Here is a 24,854-nt window from a genome sequence, read left to right on the forward strand (position 1 = left end):
TGCCCACCCCTCCGGTTGATCTGTCACATCACTGTAGCACTTGTGTCGATTAGTGCGACGATCATGTGCCAGTAAGCTCGGTTACAGTCACACCGAGGTGGTACCTTCACCTCGTGAGAGCCGACGCCGTGCGCAACCTCGAAACCGTGCTGACCACCGGCGCACGGATGCTCGCCGACGATCCGACGGCGAGCATCAGCGCGATCGCCGCGGCCGCCGGCGTCGACCGGCGCACGGTCTACCGGCGCTTCGCCTCCCGGGACGAACTGCTGTTCGCGATCTACGACGCGAGGTTGGCGGCGGTCGATGCGGCCATCGAATCCGCACGGCTGCGGGAGTCGCCCGTACCGGTGGCACTGCACCGCTTCGCCGAGGGCATCATCGAGGTGAACCGCAGGTGGCCGGTCGAGCTCACCCGGCTGCGCACCGAGCCGACGATCCAGGAGCGGCGCGGCCGGTCGACCGCCGAGGTGGCGGCGTTTCTCCAGCGCGCCACCGAGGAGGGCTTCCTGCGCGCGGATCTGCCGGACGGCTGGGCGCTCCGACTGCTCATCCAGTTGCTGCACCTCGCGTCGAACGAGGACATGAGCGCCCCCCAGGCCGCCGACCTGCTGGTGCACACCCTGCTGACGGGCGTCGGCACCTGAGCGGTTCCGCAACGGCACGACAGTCCACTATGGACGAAGTCGGCAGCGGTCGAGCCGCGACCGGCACTGCTCCGGGCGGGTGTCGTCAACATCCGTTGCGGTGACGCTCGATCGAACCTCTGTTCGACACCTCCGCGCTGTCGGTAGGAAACTTGAGTTTCGCGGTCAGGCTGCGGCGTCTGCCCAGGCCAGACGTATCGCGTGGATTTGTTCGAGGGTGGGATCGCCGGCCAGGTCGGCACGATAGTGGGCGGCGATGAGCACGCGGCGAAGCTTGATCAGCATGTCCTGGTAGCTGGGATGCGTCTTGGTCGTGTACCAGCGGGCGCGGCGCCGGTGCTCGGTGACCACCTTGGGTGAGTGGCCAGCCAGGTGGTACCAGAGCACGACGAGGGTGTGGACGAGTATGACGAACGGCGCGGTGCGCTCGACGGCCCGCCGGGTGCGGTTACGGGCCTCGCCTGCTCCGGTGAGGTGTGTGGCGTCGTGGAACGCGATCTCGATGGCCCAACGGGCGGCATGGCGTTCGATGATCTGCGCTGTCGAGGAGGTGAGGTCGGTGGTCACCACGGCGAAGCCGGGTGTGCGGGGTTCGCGCACGGCGATCACCCGAACCAACTGGGCACGGACGCGGGGACGGCCCCTCCGCCGCGATTGCTGCGCCTGGGCACTGTCGGGGTGGAGTTCGTAGAGTCCGGCGTGGCGGGGCGGCGGGCCGGTGAGGGTGACGTTGCTTGGTAGGTGGCGCAGGGTGCGGCACAGGGAGGCGCCGTCGGTGACGACGTGGACACGGCGGTCGGGCCGAATGCCCGCGATGAGAGTGATCAGTTCCTGGGCCAGCGTGGGTGTAGTCGGCCCGCCCGGCCGCCACAGTCGGTACAGCACCGGTAGGGCGATGGGGCGTTCCAGGAAAGGAAGCTCGACGACGAGGGCCGCGACCACGAACGTGGTGCCGCGAGACAGTTTCTCTTGGCCAGCGGCCACTTTCCGGGAGCCGTCGTTGGCCCAGAACGCGCCGTGGACCTTGCGGCCGGCGCGCCGGAACAGCGTGTCGTCGACGGCGACCACTAGCGGTGCGCCAGCGGGAGTGAGCCAGCCGACCACCAACCCGACCATGGTCAGCCCGACCTGGTCCAGGCTCCATTGGGCGGTGGCGAAGAACCGGTGCGCGCGACCGTGGTGCCACACCCCGGCCATCCGTGCGGCGGTGAGCATGCCGCACACCGTCCGTCGCGCGGGCGCGGCGATCAAACCGGTCACCAGCGCGACGAACGTGGTGTAGGTCCGCGCGGAGAAGCAGGGCCGGAACACCTCCAGCAGTTGCGACACGGACTTCGGCAAGTACGGCATCCAGACCAACGCCTTCCGTGGCAGGCAGTACGCCCTGCGATGGGAACTCACCAGCCGGGCATGATCACGTGACACGCTGGGCTACGGATGCGCTGGGGAGCCGTGCGCGGGGACGTCGAAGGACACCAGTGGCGTAGCGAAGTTCGTGCGGAACGTGCTCGCATGTCGAGTTGAGGAGGTCTCGACGATGCCGGGCAGACAGTGACGACAGAACGGGGGCGTGTTGACGGCAGCCCAATGAAGGACTTAAGGCCCTAGTGCCGATTACCAGGCTACGGAGATTGTGTCCCCGGCATCGTGCGAGGGGCTCACCCTGCCATGCCCCACATCCCACCCGGTTGGCGCGCCGCTGTCCTGCCCACCGGCATCGCAGCGAAAGGGAACGCGGCCGTGCCCGCACACCATGCTCTACTCCCGGTCGACCACTTTGATCTCACGACCTCAGATCCCGAGGTCGCGCGGGCCACGCTCAACAAACTGTCTGTGCCGAACCGAATCGTCTACCCGGACACGGAGGGCTTCACGATGCGGTTGCGCCAGTGCGGGGTCGGTGAGCTGTGTGTGCACCAGGTGTGGGTCACCGGTTCGGTGTCGCTGGACACCGATCCCTTCCCGCGTGGGGTGCTCGGCTTCCTGCGCGCCGGCCGGTGGAGCGGCGCCACCCGACGGGAGGAGCTGCGCGGCCGGGCCGGACTGACCTACGCGCTTCCACCGCAGGACGCGGGCGTCTACACCCTGCAAGAGTCGGACTGCTACCTCCTGATGCTGCCCGCCGGCACGGTACGGCGGGTGGCATTCGAGCAGTACGGCCAAGACCAGGTGCACTTCGCGGGCATGGCCCCGAGCAACACCGCCATGCAGGACCACTGGTGGGCCACCGGCGAGTTCGCCCGCCAGCAACTGTGCGCCCCGCACAGTCCGCTGCGCGAGCCGCTGGTGCACACCCAGCTGGTGACCCTGCTGGCCACCATCGCGCTGGCCACCTTCCCCAACACCACCATGACCCTGGACTACCTGCCCGGCCCGGGCAGTGTCGGCCCCGCCGCGCTGCGCCGGGCGGTCGCGTTCATCGATGCCCACGCCGACCAGCCACTGACCCTGTCCGCCATCGCCGCCGCCGCCCGGGTGAGCCCACGCGGGTTGCGGGACGCCTTCCGCCGCCACCGAGGCACCACCCCCATGGGCTACCTGCGCCAGGCCCGCCTGCACCACGCCCACCAAGACCTACTCACCGCCGACCCCACCCGCGGAGACACCATCGCGGCCATCGCCCACCGCTGGGGATTCACCACCCCCGCCCAATTCGCCGCCCGCTACCACGCCACCTACGGCCACCCACCCCACACGGACCTGGCCCAGCCCTCTCCGAGCACAGCACGAGGACCATCATGGGCATAGTCTTCCAAAGCACCCACCTGGACGAGATGCAGGAATACCTCAGCGCGCACTACGCGCCGATGCGGCTCAAGGCCCGCCTCCACGATCAGCTCCAGTTCCGGCTCATCCGGAATCCGTTGGGTCCGATCAGCCTGGACCTGGTTGACTGCGGTTTCGCGCTGGACTGGGCCGTCAACCCGCCGAGCTACCTCGGTCTCGTCGGGGCGAAATCCGGCACCGTTTCGCGCGGGGAAGTCAAGGGCGTGCTGGACCGTTATGGTCCGGGTGAGGTGTTCCTGGTCGCTCAGCCCGATCGGCCCTACGTCGTCCGGGTATGCCATGCGCGCTACAGCTTCACCATGCTGGAGCCTGCGTTGTTGTCGCAGGTGGCCGGGACCGCGCCCGGCCACATCGAGGCCCCGGTGCGGTTGACCAGCTACCGGCCAATCTCCCCGGCTGCGGGCCAGCAACTGCTGCGCACCATCACCTTCCTGCGCAACCACGTCGCGACCGCCCCGGCGCTGCGGGGCGCGCCGTTGATCGCCTCCACCGCAACCCAGTTGCTGGCGGCCATGGTGCTGGCCACCTTCCCCCACACCGCGCTACTCGATCCCACCATCGAGGACCGCCACGACGCCCACTCGGCCACACTGCGACGGGCGATCGCGTTCATCGACGACCACGCCCACCACGACATCAGCCTCGCCGACATCGCCGCCGCCACCCGCGTCAGCATCCGCGCCTTGCAGTACGCCTTCCGCCGCCACCGCGGCACCACCCCCATGGGCTACCTACGCTTGGCCCGGCTGCACCACGCCCACCAGGAACTCGTGGCCGCCGACCCAACCACCGGGACCACGGTCACCGAGATCGCCGCCCGCTGGGGCTTCTTCCACCCCGGCCGCTTCGCCTACTACTACCGCCGCGCCTACGGCCAGCCACCGTCGCGGACCCTGCTCGGCCACGCTCGCTGACCCGTGCCTCGGCGCGGACTCCGGGCGTCGGGGGCAGGCCGCCAGGGACTGGGCGGCCTACCCGGGCGGCTGTGAGGGCCAAGCACCAGCCTGCCTGCCAGGGAACCCACCGCACTGCCCACCGCGCGCCCCCTCGTCATGCCTGCTCAGCGGGCACGCAATCCGGAAAACGACACCCCGACCGGGTCCCCAGCCCTCGAAGGACCCCCGGGTACGGCCCGAGCCGCCTTCCACCGCCGGGGCCATGCGGGCAGCGGCGCGCATCCGCACATACCGCATCGAGCGCGATGAGCGGACTTCCAGCGACTTGAGCTCGTGGTGAACACGCATTCGACCACAACGCGAAAGTCGAGGTAGGAAGGGATCTCACTGGTTGTCCCGCGACTGCGCGAAGGAGTTCTTGTGCGGTTTCTGTTTCGTGCCAACAAGGTTGACCTGTCACAGGATCCGTTGAGCGGAACCGACGACGAGCTCGTCGCCCCGGCGTGGCGGTCGGTGAAGCTGGAGCGTCAGGCGCACGCGGCCTCGCTGTGGGCGATGCTGCGGCGCCTGCCGTCCACCGCGCGCTACCTGTTCGGCCTGGCGTGGCAGGTCTCGCCGAGCATGACCCTGCTGGTGGTGGGCGCCAACGTGGTGTCCGGTCTCGCGGCGGGGATCAGCGTCTACTCCACCACCAGCGTGCTGCGGGAACTGATCACCGAGGGTCCGACCGCGGCCCGGCTGGTCGCTGCGCTGCCCGCGCTCGCGGTGGTCGTGGCGGCCCTGGCGGTGCAGCGCGGGCTGACCATCCTGGGCGGGTACGGCAGCCAGGTGATCGGGGCCGGGCTGGAACGGCTGGCCGAGCGCCGCGTCGTGGACGCCGCACTGCACGTGGAGCTGTCGGCCTACGACGAGTCGAGCTGGTTCGACTCCCTGGAGTTGGCCTACCAGTCCGGTGTCGCCCACGTGGACGGCGCCTTCGACCGGCTGGCCACCGCACTGGGCTCGCTGGCGGGACTGCTGGCCACCGCGGGCACCGTCGCGCTGCTGGACCCGCTGCTGCTGCCCGCGCTGGTGCTGTCGGTACTGCCCGACGCCTACGCGGCGCTGCACGTGGCGCGCCTGCTGTACACCTCGATGCGCCGCACCTCCACGCTGCGGCGGCGCCGTTGGCTGAGCACCCGCATGGCCCGCGACGACTCCCCCGCCGCGGAGATCCGCGCCTACCAGGCCCAGCCGTGGCTGCTGGCCGACCTGGACCGCATCGCCGGACTGCTCGTGGCCGAGGAGACCCGCCTGGCCCAGGTGCAGGCCCGCACCCGGGCGATCGGCCGCGCGCTGGGCGGGGTCGGGCTCGGCGCGGCGTATGTGCTGCTGGGGGTGTTCCTGGCCACCGGGCGGGTGCCGCTGGCGGTGGCCGGTGGCGCCTTGATCGCGATCCAGGTCGGCCGGGCCCGGCTGGAGGACGTCATCCTCTCGGTCAACCGGATCTACGAGGAAGGCCTGTACGTCAACGAGTACCAGCGGTTCCTCGACGATGCCCACACCCGCACCCGACCCACCACCGCCGTCACCGCGCCGGTGGCACCCTCGCGCTACCGGGTGGAGAACCTCAGCTTCCGCTACCCCGGCGCCGAGCGGGACAGCCTGCACGAGGTCAGCCTGGAGTTCACCGCAGGGCAGGTCATCGCGCTGGTCGGGGAGAACGGCTCGGGCAAGTCGACCCTGGCCAAGCTGATCGCGGGCCTGTACCGGCCCTCGGGCGGCCGGATCCTCTGGGACGGGGTGGACATCGCCACCGCCGACCCCGACAGCGTGTTCGACCGCGTGGCCCTGGTGATGCAGGATCCCATCCACTTCCCCACCTCGCTGGCCGACAACATCCGCCTGGGCCGCCGCGACCGCACCGACACCCAGGACACGGCGCTGCGCGCGGCCGCGGCCGCGGCGGGAGCCGATGAGGTCGCCGCGCAGTTGCCCCGTGGCTGGGAGACCTTGCTGTCGCGGCAGTTCGTACACGGCACCCGCCTGTCGGGTGGGCAGGAGCAGCGGCTCGCGATCGCCAGGGCGCTGTACCGGGAGGGCGATCTCCTCATCGCCGACGAGCCGACCGCCAACCTCGACGCCAAGGCCGAGGCCGCGGTCTACCAGTCCCTGGCCCACCTCGCCCAGGGCCGGACCTGCGTGATGATCACCCACCGCATGGCCAGCGTCCGCACCGCCGACCGCATCTACGTCCTCGACCACGGCCGCCTCGCCGAATCCGGCACACACCACGAACTGATGGAGCTCGGCGGCATCTACCACACCCTCTACACCATCCAGGCCGCCAGCTACCAGGACGCGCCAACACCCGCGAAGCAAGGCAGCACTCGTAGTCCTTCGGTATGACCTGCACTCGTCGTGAGACTGATGTGCGGCCGAGCAACCACCCCTAGTGTCGGCCGCAGTGCTCGGTCGAGAACTGAGAGGTCGTCAATGTCAGCTAGTAGGTTGAGTCGGTGGGCCTGCGCCAGCGTGAGCGTGCTCGCCGCGATGGCGGGAACGGCACCGTCGGCGCTCGCGGCCCCGGCCGCGAAGGTGCCCGCGGGCCTGGCGGAGTTCTACGGCCAGCAGCCCAAGTGGGAGCCCTGCGCCAAGGACGGCCAGCTCGCGAAGTTGCAGTGCGCCACGCTCGTGGTGCCGATGAACTACCGCAAGCCCGGTGACGAGCGCATCTCGGTCACGATCAGCAAGCTGCCCGCCAAGGACACCGCCAAGCGCCGCGGGGTGCTGTTGATCAACCCCGGTGGTCCCGGTGGTCCCGGCCTGAGCATGCCGCTGGCCTTCGCCGACCGGCCCATCGCGCGGACCTACGACCTGATCGGCTTCGACCCGCGCGGTGTCGGCCGCTCGACCCCCTTGCAGTGCGAGGTCTCCGACCCGCTGGGCGAGCTGCCCTCGCGGCCGACCGACAGCCAGTTCGCGTTGTTCACCGCGCAGGCCCAGACCGGCGAGTCGGACTGCGAGCGCTCGGCTGGCGGGCTGCGGCCGTACGTCAACACCCCGAACACGGCGCGGGACATGGACGTCATCCGCGGCGCCCTGGGTGAGAAGAAGATCAACTACCTGGGCTTCTCCTACGGCACCTACCTGGGCGCGGTCTTCGGCAGCCTGTTCCCGGCCAGCCTGGACCGCACTGTCCTGGACTCCTCGGTCAGCCCGGACTGGATCTGGCGCGAGCAGTCCAAGGAGCAGGCCGTCGCCACGCGCGCCAACGTCGACGCCCTCTACACCTGGCTCGGCGAGCGCAACTCCGTCTACGGCCTGGGCAAGTCCCACGACGAGGTGTTCGCCACCACCGAGGCACTGGTCGCCAAGCTGACCGCCAAGCCGGTCGTCGACCCGTTCTACGGCAGGGTGGACGGCAGCACCTACGACGGCGTGCTGGGCACCCTCGCCTCCTACCGCCCGACGTGGGACACCACCGGCAAGATGATCAAAACCCTCAAGGCCGCCGCCGACGGCACGGCCGCCGCCGACTCCGCCCAGGTCGTGGACGCGGGCAGGGCCGCCAAGCTGGTCAACGACCTGGGCATCGCGCGGACCATCAACGGCGTGTTCCAGACCGTCACCTGCGAGGTCGACTGGCCCAAGGACCTGTCGATCTACTACAGCGACATGAAGCTGTACCGGGAGAGGTACCCCTTCGGCTACGGCGTCTCCAATGCCGCGGCCAACCAGTGCACCTTCCGCAACTTCGCGCTGACCGACAAGGTCACCGACCTCAAGCGCAACGGCTACCCGACCGGGCTGGTGATCCAGGCCGAGGGCGACTCGCAGACCCAGTACGACGGCGGCCCCGCGATGGCCACCAAGCTGAACGACCAACTGGTGTCGGTCTCCGACGACGGCACGCACGGCCTTTACGGCCGCAACGCCTGCGCCTCGGACATCATCGACCGCTACCTGGTCGACGGCGTGCTGCCCGGCACCCGCACCACCTGTGCCGGTGACCCGCGCCCGAACGTGCCCGCCGACGGCAAGTCCGCGCTGGCCCCGCGCGCCGAGGCGGAGACCTCCGGCACGCCGCTGACCGACTCCGTGCAGCAGTACATCGCCGCGAAGAGGCTCACCACCGGCGTGTTCTGATCCATGCCGCGTGCCGTATGGGACACCTCGTGTCCCATACGGCACGCGGCGTCAGCGCCAGGTCACCTCGAAGACCCGAGTGTGCTGCTCTAAATCGAAACCAGCCAACCGCCGAGCCGGATGAAAACCAGCTTTTGACACCCGCGGGCTCGATCGGGCGTGCCATCAATACCCGATGAACGCGATGTCCCACGCGGAGCCGCCTCTTCCGCCGCGGTTGGGCTTATCGGATGGCGGGGAGGTCGCGGAGTTGACGTCGCGAGGTGATGGCGAGTTTGCGGAAGATGTTGCGGAGGTGGGCGTCGACGGTTCGTGGGCTGAGGAACAGTTTGGCGGCGACTTCCTTGGAGGTGGCGCCATCGGAGACCAGACGGGCGATGTGTACTTCCTGCACCGTGAGTATGTCGGAGGCTGAGGAGGAGCGGCCGCGTGCGTGTTCGCCGGTGGCTCGCAGCTCGTTCGCCGCCCGGGCCGCGAAGGCTTCCGCGCCGAGCCCGGACAGCAGCTCGTGGGCGTGCCGTAGTTCGGTCCGGGCGTCGCGGCGTCGCCCCTGTCGGCGCAGCCATTCCCCGTAGATCAGGTGGGCGCGGCCGCAGTAGATCGCCATCGTGGTGGAATCCAGCAGCGAGATGGCCTGCTGGTAGGCGTCTTCGTCCTCGTACACCAGGGCCCGTGCGTAGGCTTCGATGCCCAGCCCCCACGGTTGTCCGCCCGCGCTCGTGCGTTCGGTCAGTGCCGCGAGCGCGGAGCGCGCCGTCTGTTCGTGGCCGCAGCGCACGGCGGCTTCGACCAGTTCGGGCAGGGCCTGGCCGACCACTCCGAGATCGCCGGTTGCGACCGCCTGCGCAGCGGCGTGCATGGCAGCGGGATAGTCGGCGAGGCCGTTGTTGAGGACGGCTGTCGCGTACTGCACGCTGAGGGTCATGTTCGGGCCGACTCGGGAGAACAGTTCCTCAGCTTCCTCGCGCCGCCCGTGCAGGGCGGCCAGGTGGAGGCGAGGGTAGACGATGGGGGCGGCGCCGGTGGCCTCCGCGATCGCCTCCTCCTCGGAGATCATCTCCTTGGCGGCGCCGAAATCCCCGGTGTAGGCGGTGACGGTGGCGAGCATGGCCAGCCCGATCGGCAGCATGTGGAAGGAGCCGGACTCACGGCCGGACGCGGTGCACCGGACGGCGATGTCGTGCGCGGCGTCGGCATCCCAAAGTTCGACGGCGAGCAGGAAACCGAGGGTCGGCCACCGGGTCCACGCCTGGTCGCCGCTGTCCGCCACGACAGGGCGCAGGAGTTCCGCGGCAGCCTGGTGGCCCCGGTCGGCCAAGGCGACCATGCCGTCCAGGATGATGTCGGCGCTGCGGGGAAGGTCGGGGGCGGGAGGTGCTGTCCGCGCGGCCTCGAGCACCGTGGCGAGGCTGCCGGTCTGCATGCCCATCTCGATGGCGTCCACGTAGATCGTCCGCGCATCCGCCGGCTCCTTGTCCGTCAGCTTGGCGGCGGCGCTGAGGAGATGATCGGTGGGCAGGTTCCCGCCCCGGAAGCGGGCGAAGGAGATCTGGCCGCGCAGCAGGTCGACGCGGGGATCGTCAGGTTCGAGGGTGGACAGCAGTTCGGCGGCGGCGTCGAAGTCGCCGGCGGACATCTTGGCCTCAACCGCTGCCAGTACCCGCTCGATCCGCAGCCCAGGTTCGAGTGTCAGCGCGGCGGAGCGTTCCAGGAAGGCCGCCGCGGCGGCTACCCCGCCACGGGCCTGCGCGCGAGAGGCCGATTCGGCGAGTGCGGCGGCCACGTCCTCGTCGGGGCCGACGCTGGCTCGGGCGCGATGCCAGGCAACGCGGTCCGGATCGGCGAGCGGGTCGCTGACCAGTGCGAGAGCGCTGTGCGCGCGGCGCCGCTGCGACTCGGTCGCGGCCCGGTAGACCGCCGAGCGGGCCAGCGGGTGCACGAATCGCACTCGGGTACCGAACTCGACCAGTGGTACGTCCTGTGCGGCGGTCTCCTCGACGCCCAGCAGCGCCGCCGCCCGCCACAGCAGGCCCGGATCGCCCACCGGCTCGGCGGCCGCCACGATCAACAGCAGCCGGACCTGGGGCGACAGCCCTTCCAGGCGGGCGCGGAAGCTCCGCTCGGCGGCTGCCGGAGCGGGCAGGTCGAAGCCTCCGGCCATCCCGGTCAGCCCCGCGGTTCTGGCCAGTTCCAACAGGGCCAGTGGGTTGCCCCGCGCCTCGGCGAGGACACGATCGCGGACCCGTTCGTCCAAGGGGGCGCGGATCTCGCGGGCCAGCAACGCGCGCGCCTCGGGCTCGCTGAGCGGCTGGACGTCCACCTTGGGCAGGTGGTCCAGTTCGTGCAGGCCCTCGCGGGCGGCGAAGACCATCGCCACCCGCTCCGCGGTCACGCGGCGGGCCACGAACGCCAACGCCCGAGCCGAGGCGTGGTCCAGCCATTGGGCGTCGTCGATCAGGCACAGCAGCGGCTGGTCGTGTTCCAGCAGCAGGCCCAGCGTCGCCGCGCTGGCCAGGAACAGGTCGGGGGTACCGGTTTCCATGCCGAACGCGATCCGCAGCGCTTTGCGGTGCGGGGCCGGGAGCACGTCCAGGTGCGCCAGAACCGGAAGGCACAGTTGGTGCAGCGCGGAATACGGCAGTTCGGTCTCGAACTCGGCACCGGAGGCCCGCATGGTCAGGAAACCGGATGCCGATTCGGCAAGGTGGGCCATCAGCGCGCTCTTGCCGATGCCCGGCTCCCCGCGCACCAGCACGGCACCGCCCCGAGATCGCCTCGCATCGTCCAGCAGTATCTGAAGCCGCGAGGTCTCGTTCCGCCGCCCGAGCAAGCCATCCATATGTAATGGATCCTGGCCGACGAACCGGGATAGTTCCAGCTTCAGCGGGGACGGAATAGCTGCCCTTCGCCGCCCTGGCACCGACACAGCCCCTGGTGGTACTGGGGAGACGCCGTGGGCGGTGGTGGATCGGTGAGCAGCAACTGGACGACCCGGACGCCGAGTTCCCACCACCAACGACCACCGCGCCGCAACGCCCAGCCACGGACACTGGATCCCCGACCCCGACTGACCTGCCACCGCCCCGCGGGTAGGCAATGTTCACCGACGCGAGCCGCACTCACTCGGCGGCATCGTGAGCACCGTGAAGAGCACGACCGACGGCCACCAGACCCGGACGCTCCACACACCGAGGTTGTCATGGAGCCGAACACCCGCACGTCCACCTCGGCCATGAGCGACACCAGCACTTGTTCGACGAGCCTCACGACCTCCTCGCCCAGGCAGGTCCGCGCCGGTGAATCCGGTTTGCTGAGGTAGGAGGAGCAGCGCCCACAACAGTTCAGAACCTTCAAATCTGTTTGGTCACCCGTGTGGCGGCGGCGCAGCCTCGCAGCTGGACGGGTTCTTTGGCGTGAACTTTTTGACTAACGGGGCGTCGCACAGCGTGATTGGTCCAAAAGGTGTATTGATGCGGAGATCCGCTACCGATTACCGTTAGTTCGCCATGCGAAGTTGTAGTGTCGTGTGAGATAGTTATTGAGAAGGACCCCGCCTGGGTCCACTCATTATGAACGCGGTGCCGCGCGGGGGTGCGACATCGCCGAGGTGGTCGTCGAAACCGGATGGAAATTGGGGGCGGCATGGACGGCGCACTGAGCCCGTATGACACATTGCCCTTCTGCGGGTTTCACGCGGGTGACGCGGACGGCCAGCTGGAGATGTGCGGCGCCGAGAGCATTCCGGACGTGGTGGACACCGTGCTGGCAGCACACGGGCGCGGGCCGTTCGCCGGGCAACGCCGGAGCGCGGTGGCGATGGCGGAGCCATCCCCGTGAGGCGCAGCGAGGGCGGCGAGCGCCCCCTTGGCCGCGGCGACACCACGCTGGCTGTCCTGCCGCTGCGCGCCAACCGGGACTTCACCGTGTTCTGGCTGGCGCAGGCGCTGTCGAACCTGGGCAGTTCGTTCTCGTTCGTGGCGCTGCCGCTGCTCGTCCTGGAGACCACCGGATCGGTCGCGCAGATGGGCCTGCTCACCGCGGCGGCCAGCGTGGGCGCACTGTCGACCGGGTTGTTCGCCGGCATGCTCGCCGACAACGTGGACCGCCGTCGGCTGATGATCACCTGCGACCTCGTCCGAGTCGTGCTGATGGGCCTGGTACCGGTGCTGTGGCTGGCCGGCTCCCAGATCTGGTTCCTGTACGTGGTCATGGTCCTGACCTCCGTGTGCAACACGATCTTCGACGTCACCTACGTGACCGCGGTGGCCGGACTGGTGCACAGCAGCCAGCTCGTGGCGGCGAACGGGCGCCTGCAAGGGACGTTCGGCGTGGCCAACGTCCTCGGACCGGTGGTGGCCGGGCTGGTCGCCGCGGCGTCCGGCCCGGCCATGGCGGTGGGATTCGACGCGGCCAGCTTCGCGGTGTCCGCCGCCGGACTGACCATGATCACGTTGCGTATGCCGGCCGACCAGAAGCCGATGCGCGGCGCCACGTGGCGGGACCGGCGCGCCGAGTTCTTCATGGGTGTCGTGTTCCTGTGGCGCGTTCCCGTGCTGCGTTGGCTGACCGTGCTGCTCTCGGTGATCACGTTTCTCAGCCTCGGACTGACCGACGTTTTCATCTACTACCTGCGCTCCGGCCTTGGCCAGGACGACCAGGTGGTCGGTGTGGTGTTGGCGTTGGTCAGCGCTGGCGCGGTGGTCGGCGCGGTTCTCGCGGCGCCGCTGCGGAGGTCCTGGGGGTTCGGGCTGTGCTGGACGATTTCGTACGCCATCTGCGGTGTCGCGGTCGCGTTGCTCGGGATGTCGGAACAAGTCGTGGTGGTCGCCCTGATGGCGACCGCGTTCAACTTGGGGACGACATTGGCCGGCGTCTGCAACATGTCGTTGCGGCAGAGCATGACTCCGAGTCATCTGCTTGGCCGGGTGACGTCTGCGTTCTGGACCATTCACGGTGCGGCCGGCCCCATTGGTGCGGCCGTGCTCGCCGCGTTGGTGCAACACGTGGGGGTCCAGACGCCGCTGCTCGTTGTCGGCGCGCTTTACCTGGTGATCGTGCTCGCCGCACTGGCCACCCCAATCCGGCAGGCTCACCCGGAAAACGCACCGGGTCTACTGACGCCAGCTGATCATTGTTGAAAAGCAGTCGACAACTCGCACTGAATGAAATCCGGGGAAGAAGCGTCCTAGTTGGGGGATCAGATGACGCCGGACCAGATGGAATCGTGGCTGATCGACCGGATAGCCAGACACGTCGGCCGGGCCGCGGCCGACATCGACCCCGACGAGCCCCTCGCGTCGTATGGCCTGTCCTCGCGGGATGCCGTCGGGATGATCGGGGAATTGGAGACGGTCACCGCCCGTACGCTGTCCCCAGCGCTGATCTGGGAACACCCGACTATTCGCCAGTTGAGCCGGCACATCGCCGACGTCCCAGTCCCAGCACCGGCCGTCGAAGCCAGCGAACCACCGGCTGGCGCCCAGGAACCCATCGCGGTCGTCGGTGTCGGCTGCCGGTTCCCCGGCGCCGACGGGCCCGAGGAGTTCTGGCGGCTGCTGGCTGACGGCGTCGACGCTGTCGCCGCCAGCCCACGCCGCACCCAGCTGCCTGGCGCCCACGGTCTGCTCGAGGACATCGAGACCTTCGACGCGGAGTTCTTCGCCCTCTCCGCTCGGGAGACACCGTACGTCGATCCGCAACAGCGGCTGCTGCTGGAGGTGGCGTGGCGAACGCTGGAGTCCGCCGGCACACCACCCGACTCGTTGGCTGGCAGCCAAACCGGTGTCTTCGTCGGGATCAGCGTCGGTGACTACACCAGAGTCCAGACCAACACGCCCGAGCGGCTCACCGAATACAGCGGTACGGGGTCGGCGCTCAGTGTCGCGGCGAACCGGATGTCGTACTTCTTCGACTTCCGCGGGCCGAGCGTGGCCGTGGACACTGCCTGCTCCTCGTCCCTCGTGGCAGTCCACATGGCGTGCGAGAGCCTGCGCGCGGGCGAGTCCACCCTGGTGCTGGCCGGTGGCGTGAACCTGATCGTGCTGCCCGAGGTGACCGAGATCCTCACCAAGGCCGGGATGATGGCACCGGACGGCAGGTGCAAGACCTTCGACGCCGCCGCGGATGGGTACGTCCGGGCCGAGGGCTGCGGCCTGCTCGCCCTGAAAACGCTCAGCGCGGCCCGCCGGGACGGCGACCAGGTGCTGGCCGTGATCCGCGGCTCGGCGGTGAACCACGACGGCCGGAGCAACGGCCTTGCCGCGCCGAACGGGCAGGCCCAGCGAGAGGTCATCCGGAGCGCCCTGCACCGGGCCGCGATCACCCCGGCCGAGGTGGACTACGTCGAGGCCCACGGCACCGGCACGGCGCTCGGCGACCCGATCGAGATCCGAGCCCTCACCGACGTGCTCGCCGAGGGCCGTGACGCGGAGGAGCCCGTGCTGGTCGGGTCGGTCAAGACCAATATCGGCCACGCCGAGTCAGCGGCCGGCATCGCGGGACTGATCAAGGTGATCCTGATGCTGCGGCACCGGCAGGTGCCACCGCACCTGCACCTGTCGCGGATCAACCCGGACGTCGCCGCCAAGCCGGTCAGGATTCCGCTCCGCCTGTCCGACTGGCCGCGGCGCCTCGGTGCCCGGACCGCTGGGGTGAGCGGCTTCGGGTTCGGTGGTTCGAACGCGCACGTGATCGTCCAGGAGGCGACCGAAGAACCCGCGACACCCGACGAGGTCGACGGCAGGACCGTCCACGTGTTGACCCTCAGCGCCCGCACCGAATCCGCACTCGACGCGGCGAGGACCGCCTGGGGCGAAAGGCTTCGCGGAGCCACCGACGTCTCGGTCGAGGACGCGTGCGTGACCGCGAACACGGGCCGACAGCACTTCACCCACCGGCTGGCCGTGGTCGGCGGCGACCGTGCACAGCTGGCCGATCAGCTGCTGCGTCGGTCCACATCGGATGTCCACAACGGAATTGTCCGTTTAGGACAGTCTGGCAAATTGGCCTTCCTCTTCAGCGGCCAAGGCGCTCAATTCGCCGACATGGCAAGGCAGCTCTACACCACGAACCCGTGGTTTCGTCGGGAACTGGACCAGTGCGACGAGGTGCTCGGCGAGTACTGGGGCCGGTCGCTGTCGTCCGTGCTGTTTCCGGACCCCGCCGACCGTGGACTCCTCGACCAGACGCGGTACACGCAGCCGGCGTTGTTCGCGATCGAGTGCGCCCTCGCGCGGCTCTGGCAGTCCTGGGGAATCGAACCGGACTACCTGCTCGGGCACAGCGTCGGTGAGCTGGCCGCCGCCTGCGTGGCCGGGGTGTTCGACCTGGAACAAGGCCTGCGGCTGGCCGCCGAGCGCGGCCGCCTGGTCCAGGAACTGGTGCCGGCGGGCGCGATGCTCGCGGTGTTCACCGAGGAACAAGCGGTCCGTGCGATGCTCGACGAGTGGCCAGGGCTCGCCGTGGCCGCCGTGAACGGATCCCGCAACGTCGCGGTCGCCGGAGCGTCGACGCTGGTCGCCGCGTTCGCCGAGGTCCTCGCCGCGCGAGGCATCGACACCCGCCCGCTCAACTCCACGTACCCTTTCCACACCCCGGCGATGGCCGCCGCGGGCACCGCCTTCGGCCGGGCCGCGAGGGCCGTACCGCACTCTTCGCCGCGGATCCCGCTGGTCAGCGACCTGGATGGCCGGTTGTTCGACGCCGAGCACGTCCTGGATGCCTCCTACTGGGAGCGGCACCTGACCCAGCCCGTCCGGTACGCCGACGGGATCCGGCTGCTGGCCGGTCTCGGGTGCGACACCTATCTGGAGGTCGGTCCAGGTCGGACGCTGATCGGCGCCGGGCAACGCGAGGTCACCGGGCGGCTGTGGTTGGCCTCGCTGCGCCCCACGATCGACGACTGGGCCGTGCTGTCCGACAGCCTCGCCCAGCTGTACGTCAGTGGTCGACCGGTGGACTGGGCTGGCCACCACCGCGGACAGCGCGCCCGCAAACAGCCGATGCCCGGCCACCACTTCGACCGCCAGCGCCACTGGTTCCCGCTCCCCGGCGACCCGCACCACGAACGGCCAGCAGAAAGGGCTGAGGTCCCCGTGCTCACCGCGCAGCCATCTCGTGATGTCCACACCGTGCTGGCCGAAACCGTGGGCCGGTTGTTGCACCACCACGGTCCGGTCGACCCGCACGCCTCGTTCCTGGAACTGGGCGCCGACTCGATGACACTGTTCCAGACCCTGCAAACGGTCCAGGAGACCTTCCAGGTACGGCTGCCGGTCAGCAGGCTGTTCGAGGAACTCAACACCGTCGACCGGTTGGCCGCGTACATCACCGAGAACGCGCCGAAACACGTACTGGACCAGCTGATCACGCCGGCACCTGTGCCGGTGGCGGCGCAACCGCGCACGGCGCCAGCTCCCGCCAACGGAGCAGCTCCGGACGACGCGGTCGGCCAGTTCCTCAGCGTGCACGAACGTGTGATGGCCCAGGCATACGAACTCCTGCAAGGCCGCAAGACGCCCCTCCCGCCCCGACCGGCCGAGCCGCAGACCCAGCAGACCAAGCAGCGGGAAACCTACGTCGCCTTCCAGCAGACCGAGGCCAAGCGGTCAGGGGCCTGGAACGCCGAGCAGCACGCGTTCGCCGAGGAGTTCGTCCGCCGGTTCTGCGCACGCACAGCCGTTTCCAAGCAACAGGCGATCCAGGAACGCGCGTACCACGCTGACGTACGACACGCGCCCCAACCCCACATCGACCTGCGGGAGACCCGCTACCCCATCGCGGTGACCCGTTCGCAGGGCGCGCGGATGTGGGACGTGGACGGCAACGAGTACCTCGACCTCACCATGGGGTTCGGTGTCAACCTGTTCGGGCACAACGAATCCTTCATCAACGAGGCCATCACCGGTCAGCTGGACCACGGCATGCAGCTCGGCCCGCACCCGCTGCTCGCCGCCGAGGTGGCCGAACTGGTCTGCGAGATGACCGGGAAGCAACGGGCGGTGTTCTGCAACACCGGTTCCGAGGCGGTGATGGTCGCCGTGCGACTGGCACGAGCCGTGTCCGGACGTACGAAGGTGGCGCTGTTCGCCGGTTCCTACCACGGTTCCGCGGACCCGATCCTGGCCAGGCAGGACCCCAACGGCCGCACCGGTGACGCGGCTCCACTGGCGCCTGGCGTGCCAGCCGCCGTGGGGCAGGACACGCTGATCCTGCCGTACGGGGAGGACGAAGCCCTCGCCATGCTCCGCGACCACGTGCACGAACTCGCCGCTGTGCTGGTCGAACCGGTGCAGAGCAGGAAGCCCGAACTTCAGCCGGTGGAGTTCCTACGGCAGCTGCGAGAGATCACCGCGCAGGCCGGGGTGGCGTTGATCTTCGACGAGGTCATCACCGGGTTCCGGGTGCACCCCGGTGGCGCGCAGGCCCTGTTCGACGTGCCGGCGGACCTGGCCGTGTACGGCAAGATCATCGGGGGCGGCCTGCCGATCGGCATGGTCGCGGGCAACAGCGAGTACCTCGACGCGATCGACGGCGGCGCCTGGGGGTTCGGCAACACGCCGTACCCGCAGTCGGTCAGGACCTTCTTCACCGGCACGTTCTGCAAGCACCCGCTCGCCCTGGCCGCGAGCCGGGCCGTGCTGCGGGAGATGCGCCGCCGCGGCCCGGGTCTGCACGCCGAGCTCAACCAGCGGGTCGAGGGCATGGCCGACCGGCTGAACGCGATGTGCCGCGAGGCCGGTGTGCCGATCGCGGTGGTGAACTTCGGCTCGCTGTTCCGGCTGCGGTTCCCGGAGGAGCCGATGCTGTCGGAGACCGTGGAACTGTTCCACCTGATGCTGGTGGAACGCGGCCTCTACATCTGGGAGGGCCGCAACTGCTTCCTGTCCACGGCGCACACCGACGAGGACGTGGACCGGATCGTGTCGATCTTCGCCGACACGGTGAACGAACTGCGCGCACACGGGTTCTTCCCCGGCTCGAAGGCGGTGGCCGACCAACCCGGCGGGTACCCGCTCACCGACATGCAGCGCGAGTTCTGGCTGCTCAACCAGATCGGCCCGGAGCAGGCTCGGGTCTGCGTCGAGACGGCCTTGCTGGAACTACGCGGCGAGTTGCGCGTCGACGCGCTGCGGGAGTCGTTGCAGGACCTGGTTCGTCGACACGACACCCTGCGAACCACATTTGCCGCAGACGGTTCCGAACAGCTTGTCGCGCACTCGCTCCAACTGGACGTCCCGGTCCTGGACTTCTCCGCCGATCCGGCCGCCCGGGCGCAGTGGCTCACGGCACAGACCGAGACCACGTTCGACCTGACAGCCGCTCCCCTGGTCCGCGTGGCCGTGCTCAAGATCGCCGACGACCGCCACCAGTTGCACGTGGCCGCGCACCACACCGTACTCGACGGTTGGTCGTTCGTCGTGCTCTTCAACGAGCTCGAGCACCTTTACAACACCCGCGTGTCCCTGGGTGCCGAGCGGCTTGCGCCCGCCCCGCGCTACCAGGAGTTCGTTGACCGGCGACTGCGCTATCTCAGCGGTGAGGACGCGGCGCGCGACCGGGCGTACTGGCTGAACCACTTCCCCAACGGCGTACCGACCCTGCGGCTGCCGACGGACCGACCACGTCCACCGCGAGTCACCTACCACGGTGGACAGGTACCGATGGTGCTGGGGCAGGACGTGGCCACTCGGCTCGCGAAGACCGCGCGGGAACTGGGAAATACCCCGTTCACCATCCTGCTCGGCGCATACGCGCTTCTGCTGCACCGCGTCACCGGTGACCAGGACGTCGTCATCGGCGTTCCCATCGCCCTGCGCGAGGACAAGGGTGCGGACCGGCTGGTCGGCAACTGCGGCAACATGGTCCCCGTCCGCAGCCGACTGACCGGCGCCATGACTGTGGCGGACTTCCTCACCTCGTTGCGACAGGACCTGTTCGCCGCGCACGACCACGCGGCCTACCCGTTCGCCGAACTGCGCACCGAGATGCTCGCGGGCGTCGACGGAACCCGCGCCCAGCTGATCAATACGACGTTCAACCTGGACAACGCCGTCACGGCGCCGCAACTGGACGGTCTGTCCGCGACCCTGCTGACCGCCGAATCCCACTACGCCAAGGCGGACATCGAGGTCGACATGGTCTCGATGGGCGATGAGATCAGGGCGGTATTCAAGTACAACGCGGACCTTTTCGACGAGCCGACGATTCGCGGTCACGTCGCCACGTTCGCACTGCTGCTGGACGCGTTCCTGACCGAGGCGGACCAGCACGCCAAGCGGATCCCGATGATCACCGCTGCGGCAAGCGCGACCTTGCACCAGTGGGAAGACGGTGGTACTGCCACGATTTCGGACACGACCCTGCACGCGTTGTTCGAGGAACGCGTGGAGCGGGCACCGGATGCGCTCGCGGTGCTGTTCGAGCAGGAGAAGGTCACCTGTGCCGAGTTGAACGCCCGCGCCAACCAGCTGGCGCGGCTGCTGGCCGACCAGGGGGTGGCACAGGAGAGCGTAGTCGGCCTGATGGTGCCGAGGTCGATCGACATGGTGGTCGCGGTGCTGGCGGTGTTGAAGGCTGGCGCCGCGTATCTGCCGATCGACATCGCGTACCCCGACAAGCGTGTCAAAACGATCGTGTCCGACGCACGGCCACGACTCGTCGTGACCACCAGCGAGATCGCGTCTCGGTTGGGACTGGACTGCCCGGTGGTGGCACTGGATGAACAGCCCCAGGCGGAATACCTCACCGAAAACCTCGCCCGGACGGTGACCCCGGCGAACCCCGCGTACGTGCTGTACACCTCGGGCTCCACGGGCAAGCCCAAGGGCGTCGTGATGAGCCACGAAAGCTTGGTGAACCTGTTCGACTGGAGCCACAAGGACATGGCCGTCGAACCTGGTGCGGTTGTGGCCCAGTTCGCGTCGTTGGGGTTTGACGCGTCCGCGCATGAGATCTTCTCGGCCCTGCTGTACGACAAGGTGCTCGCGGTGCCGACCGAGGAAGTACGGCGGGACGCCAGGAAGCTGGCGGAGTGGTTGGAGCTGTTCGGCGTTGGCGAGCTGCACGTGCCGAACCTGGTGCTGGAGGCAGTGTGTGAGGCCGCCGAGGAGCTCGGCGTGGTGCTGCCCGAGTTGAAGGTGGTGGCGCAGGCCGGCGAGGCACTGACCCCGAGTGACCGGGTGCGGCGGTTCTTCGATGCGGTCGAGGACCGTCGGCTGTTCAACCACTACGGTCCCAGCGAGACACACGTGGTCACGACCGCGAAGCTCGCGGCCGAGGTCGCGGACTGGCCGGTGAACGCGCCCATCGGAAGGCCGATCAGCAACACCCGCAGCTACGTGCTGGACGAGGAGATGCAGACGGTACCGCCTGGCGTCGTGGGCAACCTGTACGCGGCCGGAGTTGGTTTGGCGCATGGCTACCTGAACATGCCCGCCCGTACCGCGGAGGTGTTCCTGCCCGACCCGTTCGGTGAGCCTGGCACGCGGATGTACCGGACTGGTGACCTCGCGCGGTGGTTGCCCGACGGGCAGTTGGAGTTCTTCGGGCGGGCTGATCGTCAGGTGAAGGTCCGGGGAAACCGGGTGGAGCCGGGCGAGGTGGAACTGGTGCTGGAGCGCCAGCCGGGAGTCTCCCAGGCCGCAGTGGTGGGACGTGGAGACGTCCTCGTCGCCTACATCGTCGCCGCAACTGGCAGCCAGGTAGACGCCGCAGCACTGCGCGACGCGGTACGCGACAGCCTCCCGGACTACATGGTGCCGTCACTGTTCGTGCCACTGGAGTCGTTGCCGCTGACACAGAACGGAAAACTCGACACCAGGGCACTGCCCGACACCCTCGAAGCTGCCCGAGTCAACCAGACCGAATACCTCGCCCCACGCACCGACACCGAGACCACACTGGCTGCGATCTGGGCGGACGTGCTGGGCGTAGACCGAGTCGGAGTGTCCGACGACTTCTTCCTCATCGGCGGCCACTCCCTGGCAGTCACCCGGGTGATCAGCAAGATCCGGGCGGAACTCGGCAGCGAGGTCCCGATCCGCTGGCTGTTCGACGCGCCCACGATCGCCGGCCTCGCCGCACTGCTCGACGGCCCGCACACGACCAGTGAAACCCGTCCGGAGCTGTGCCCACGCGTACGTCCCAACGAGATCCCGCTGTCCTATGCGCAGTCGCGGCTGTGGTTCCTCAATCGGCTGGAAGGCCCGAACCCGACCTACAACATGGCCCTGCCGGTGCGCCTCACCGGAGAGCTCGACCTCGCCGCGTTGACGGCGGCGGTCCAGGACGTGGTCGCCCGGCACGAGACCCTGCGCACGCGGTTCGTCGAGTTGGACGGCCAGCCGACCCAACAGGTCCTGGACAGCGCGGAGGCCACGGTCGACGTGACGGTCCAACGGGTCGACCGCGATCAGGTCGAGCAGGCGGTGGAAAGGGCCTGCGAGTATCCCTTCGACCTCACGACCGACCTGCCGTTGCGGATCTGCCTGTTCCAAGTGCGGCAAGACGAACATGTGCTCGTCATCGTGGTGCACCACATCGCGGGCGATGCCTGGTCGGCCAGCCCGCTGGCCCAAGACCTCGGTACCGCCTACGCGGCCCGCCGAACGGGCACCTCGCCCGCCTGGCAGCCGTTGCCCGTGCAGTACGTGGACTACACGCTGTGGCAGCGGGAGTTGCTGGGCTCGGAGGAAGATCCGGGGAGCGTGGTCTCACGGCAACTGGCGTTCTGGCGCGAACGGCTGGCTGGCATCCCGCTGGAGATCAGCCTGCCGGTGGACCGCCGTCGGCCTGCCGTGGCGAGTTTCCGGGGCGATTCGGTCGGCTTCGTGGTGCCTGCGGAGGTCCACGCGGGGTTGGCGCGGATCGCCGCCGAGTGGGGCGCCTCGTTGTTCATGGTGGTGCGGGCTGGCCTGGCGGTGCTGTTGTCGCGGTTGGGCGGCGGGACTGACGTGGTGGTGGGCAGTCCGGTGGCTGGCCGGCTGGACGAGGCTGTGGCGGATCTTGTCGGGTTCTTCGTGAACACGTTGGTGTTGCGGGTGGACGTGTCGGGCGACCCGACCTTCGGCGAGTTGGTCGGTCGGGTGCGTGACGGCGACGTGGGTGCGTTGGAGCACCAGGACGTGCCGTTCGAGCGGTTGGTCGAGGTGCTGAACCCGGAGCGGTCGTTGGCGCGGCACCCGTTGTTCCAGGTGATGCTCGCCTTCGACAACACCAGCGACTTCCAAACCCAGCTGGTGGACCTGGATGCGACCGAGATCCCCCGCGGCAGCACGGCCGCGAAGGTCGATCTGGTCTTCCAGATGCGCGAACGGCGTGGCTCGGACGGAACGCCCGCGGGCATCGTCAGCTCCCTCGAATACGCCACGGACCTGTTCGACCGGTCAACGATCGAGCGGATCACGACGTACTTCCTCCGAGCCCTCACGGCAGTCGTGGCCGAACCGGACATCCGCTGCGGTGCGATCGACCTGCTGTCCCCAGCGGAACACAAGCAGTTGAGCGAGAGCTGGACCGAACTCGCACGCCCGGTACCGGTCGACACCATCCCGGACCTGTTCGAGGCACAGGTGGAGCGCACCCCCGACGGGGTGGCCGTCGTGTGCGGCACGGACCAGGTGACGTTCCGGGACCTCAACGACCGCGCCAACCAGGTGGCGCACCACCTCCGGCGGTACGGCCTCAGCAACCAGTCCCGTGTCGGCGTGCTGATGGACCGGTCGACTGAGATGATCGCCGCGGTAATCGGGATCTGGAAGGCCGGCGCCTCCTCGGTTCCGCTGCCCTCGGACATGCCGGTGCGGCGCCGGGATGCCATCATCGCCGAAGCTCGCGTCACACATGTGCTCGCACACCGACGCCTCGCCGAGGACTTGGACAACCTCGACGCGACAACGGTTCTCGTCAACGGGAACCCGAAGCTGGACAACGAGCCAACGGACAACTCGGGCGTGGTCGTGCGGCCGCACGACATGTTGACCACCGTGTTCACCTCGGGGTCCAGCGGTACACCCAAGGGCGTCATGTTCGAACACCACAACCTGGTATCCGGTTTCGCGGCATATGACGAGACCTACCGCCTGCGTGGCCGGGTCACCTCGATACTCCAGATGGCCAGCGAGGGCTTCAGCGTTTTCACCTTCGACCTCGTACGGGCCATCCTGTCCGGCGCCAGGCTCGTACTCTGCCCGCAGGACCTGCTGCTGCGCCCCGCCGAACTGTTCGACCTGATGCGCCGCGAACGGGTCGACTGCGCCGAATTCGTGCCCGCGGTGATCAAAGGCCTGGTGGCACACCTGCGGTCGACCGGTGAACGGCTGGACTTCATAAAGGTGCTGATCGTCGCTTCGGACACCCTCTACGCCGACGAGCTGGCCACGATCAAGGAACTGACCGGGCCGGATTGTGTCGTGGTCAACCAGTACGGCATGACCGAGTGCACGATTGACAGCACCTTCCACCCAGCGCGTGGGCACGACAGCGAGTACGAACGCCGGAACCTGATCGGCAAGCCGTTTCCCAACACCGTCGTCTACGTCCTGGACGAGTCGATGCGGCCGGTCCCGCAGGGTGTCCCCGGCGAGTTGTACGTCGGCGGCGAGGGGCTCAGCCGCGGCTACCTCGACCGGCCGGACCTCACCGCCGAACGCTTCCTGCCCGACCCGATCACGCCACTGCCCGGCGCAAGACTGTACCGGACTGGTGATCTCGGTCGGCAGCTCGTGGACGGCAGCCTGGAGTTGTTCGGGCGGGCTGATCGTCAGGTGAAGGTCCGGGGAAACCGGGTGGAGCCCGGCGAGGTGGAACTGGTACTGGAACGCCAACCGGGAGTCTCACAGGCCGCAGTGGTGGGACGCGGAGACGTCCTCATCGCCTACATCGTCGCCGCAACTGGCAACGAAGTCGACGCCGCAGCACTGCGCGACGCGGTACGCGACAGCCTCCCGGACTACATGGTGCCGTCACTGTTCGTGCCACTGGAGTCGTTGCCGCTGACACAGAACGGAAAACTCGACACCAAGGCACTGCCCGACACCCTCGAAGCTGCCCGAGTCAACCAGACCGAATACCTCGCCCCACGCACCGACACCGAAACCGCACTGGCAGCGATCTGGGCAGACGTACTGGGCCTCGACCGAGTCGGAGTGTCCGACGACTTCTTCCTCATCGGCGGCCACTCCCTGCTGGCGACCACCGTTCTTGCCGCCGTGCGCGACCACTTCAAGGTCGAGATTCCCCTTCGTCGGCTGTTCGAGAATCCGACGGTCGCCGCACTCGCCCGCGAGATCGCGGATCAGTTGACCCAACCTGACGAAGTCGCGGACGAACTCGACGACCTCGTCACGATGGTCGAACGGTCGGTGCACACCGAGCAATGACAATCCATTCGGACAAT

Annotated in this window: 10 protein-coding genes; 8 read left to right on the forward strand and 2 right to left on the reverse strand. The window is 68.7% G+C overall.

Going from position 1 to position 24,854, the window contains the following annotated elements; genetic code table 11:
• The first annotated feature begins 113 nt into the window (after nt 1-113).
• On the forward strand, nt 114-647 hold the full coding sequence (locus KALB_RS23325; RefSeq protein WP_025358124.1) for a TetR/AcrR family transcriptional regulator: 534 nt from the start codon (nt 114-116) through the stop codon (nt 645-647).
• 165 nt (nt 648-812) lie between these two features.
• Here KALB_RS23325 and KALB_RS23330 read toward each other — a convergent pair whose 3' ends face one another.
• Nucleotides 813-1,988 (reverse strand): transposase, encoded by a 1,176-nt coding sequence (locus tag KALB_RS23330; protein WP_158510791.1) that lies wholly within the window; start codon nt 1,986-1,988, stop codon nt 813-815.
• A 327-nt stretch (nt 1,989-2,315) separates the two neighbouring features.
• Here KALB_RS23330 and KALB_RS44135 point away from each other — a divergent pair, with 327 nt between their 5' ends.
• The 4 genes from KALB_RS44135 (at nt 2,316) to KALB_RS23350 (ending at nt 8,458) form a co-directional block, all read left to right on the forward strand.
• Nucleotides 2,316-3,395 (forward strand): helix-turn-helix transcriptional regulator, encoded by a 1,080-nt coding sequence (locus KALB_RS44135; protein ID WP_081789462.1) that lies wholly within the window; start codon nt 2,316-2,318, stop codon nt 3,393-3,395.
• Nucleotides 3,386-4,348, forward strand: coding sequence for a helix-turn-helix transcriptional regulator (locus KALB_RS23340; protein ID WP_042220708.1), 963 nt, complete (start codon nt 3,386-3,388; stop codon nt 4,346-4,348). The genes KALB_RS44135 and KALB_RS23340 overlap by 10 nt, the downstream gene beginning before the upstream one ends.
• Before the next feature lie 450 nt (nt 4,349-4,798).
• Nucleotides 4,799-6,718: an ABC transporter ATP-binding protein gene (locus KALB_RS23345; RefSeq protein ID WP_148309587.1), complete on the forward strand. Its 1,920-nt coding sequence runs from the start codon at nt 4,799-4,801 to the stop codon at nt 6,716-6,718.
• 126 nt (nt 6,719-6,844) lie between these two features.
• Nucleotides 6,845-8,458, forward strand: coding sequence for an alpha/beta fold hydrolase (locus KALB_RS23350; RefSeq protein WP_025358128.1), 1,614 nt, complete (start codon nt 6,845-6,847; stop codon nt 8,456-8,458).
• 223 nt (nt 8,459-8,681) lie between these two features.
• On the opposite strand, the gene KALB_RS23355 is transcribed toward KALB_RS23350, so the two are convergent.
• Nucleotides 8,682-11,297 carry an AAA family ATPase gene (locus KALB_RS23355; RefSeq protein WP_025358129.1) on the reverse strand — a complete coding sequence of 872 codons (2,616 nt, stop codon included), beginning with the start codon at nt 11,295-11,297 and terminating at the stop codon, nt 8,682-8,684.
• A gap of 785 nt (nt 11,298-12,082) precedes the next feature.
• On the opposite strand from KALB_RS23355, the gene KALB_RS23360 reads away from it, so the two are divergent.
• The 3 genes from KALB_RS23360 (at nt 12,083) to KALB_RS23370 (ending at nt 24,837) form a co-directional block, all read left to right on the forward strand.
• The gene (locus tag KALB_RS23360; protein ID WP_025358130.1) at nt 12,083-12,295 is read left to right on the forward strand and encodes a hypothetical protein; all 213 of its coding nucleotides are present in this window, start codon (nt 12,083-12,085) and stop codon (nt 12,293-12,295) included.
• Nucleotides 12,292-13,596, forward strand: a complete 1,305-nt coding sequence (locus tag KALB_RS23365; protein WP_025358131.1) for an MFS transporter — start codon at nt 12,292-12,294, stop codon at nt 13,594-13,596. The genes KALB_RS23360 and KALB_RS23365 overlap by 4 nt, the downstream gene beginning before the upstream one ends.
• Before the next feature lie 63 nt (nt 13,597-13,659).
• Entirely contained in the window at nt 13,660-24,837 is an 11,178-nt protein-coding gene (locus KALB_RS23370; RefSeq protein ID WP_025358132.1) for a hybrid non-ribosomal peptide synthetase/type I polyketide synthase, read from the forward strand.
• Nucleotides 24,838-24,854: the final 17 nt, after the last annotated feature.

The organism is Kutzneria viridogrisea DSM 43870 (assembly GCF_000525635.1).
Taxonomy (GTDB): domain Bacteria; phylum Actinomycetota; class Actinomycetes; order Mycobacteriales; family Pseudonocardiaceae; genus Kutzneria; species Kutzneria viridogrisea.

Excerpts from the sequence above, each read along its gene's own strand:
- KALB_RS23360 (WP_025358130.1), top strand. The coding sequence starts at position 12,083 with ATGGAAATTGGGGGCGGCATGGACGGCGCACTGAGCCCGTATGACACA.
- KALB_RS44135 (WP_081789462.1), top strand. The coding sequence starts at position 2,316 with ATGCCCCACATCCCACCCGGTTGGCGCGCCGCTGTCCTGCCCACCGGC.
- KALB_RS23340 (WP_042220708.1), top strand. The coding sequence starts at position 3,386 with ATGGGCATAGTCTTCCAAAGCACCCACCTGGACGAGATGCAGGAATAC.
- KALB_RS23355 (WP_025358129.1), bottom strand. The coding sequence starts at position 11,297 with ATGGATGGCTTGCTCGGGCGGCGGAACGAGACCTCGCGGCTTCAGATA.
- KALB_RS23370 (WP_025358132.1), top strand. The coding sequence starts at position 13,660 with ATGACGCCGGACCAGATGGAATCGTGGCTGATCGACCGGATAGCCAGA.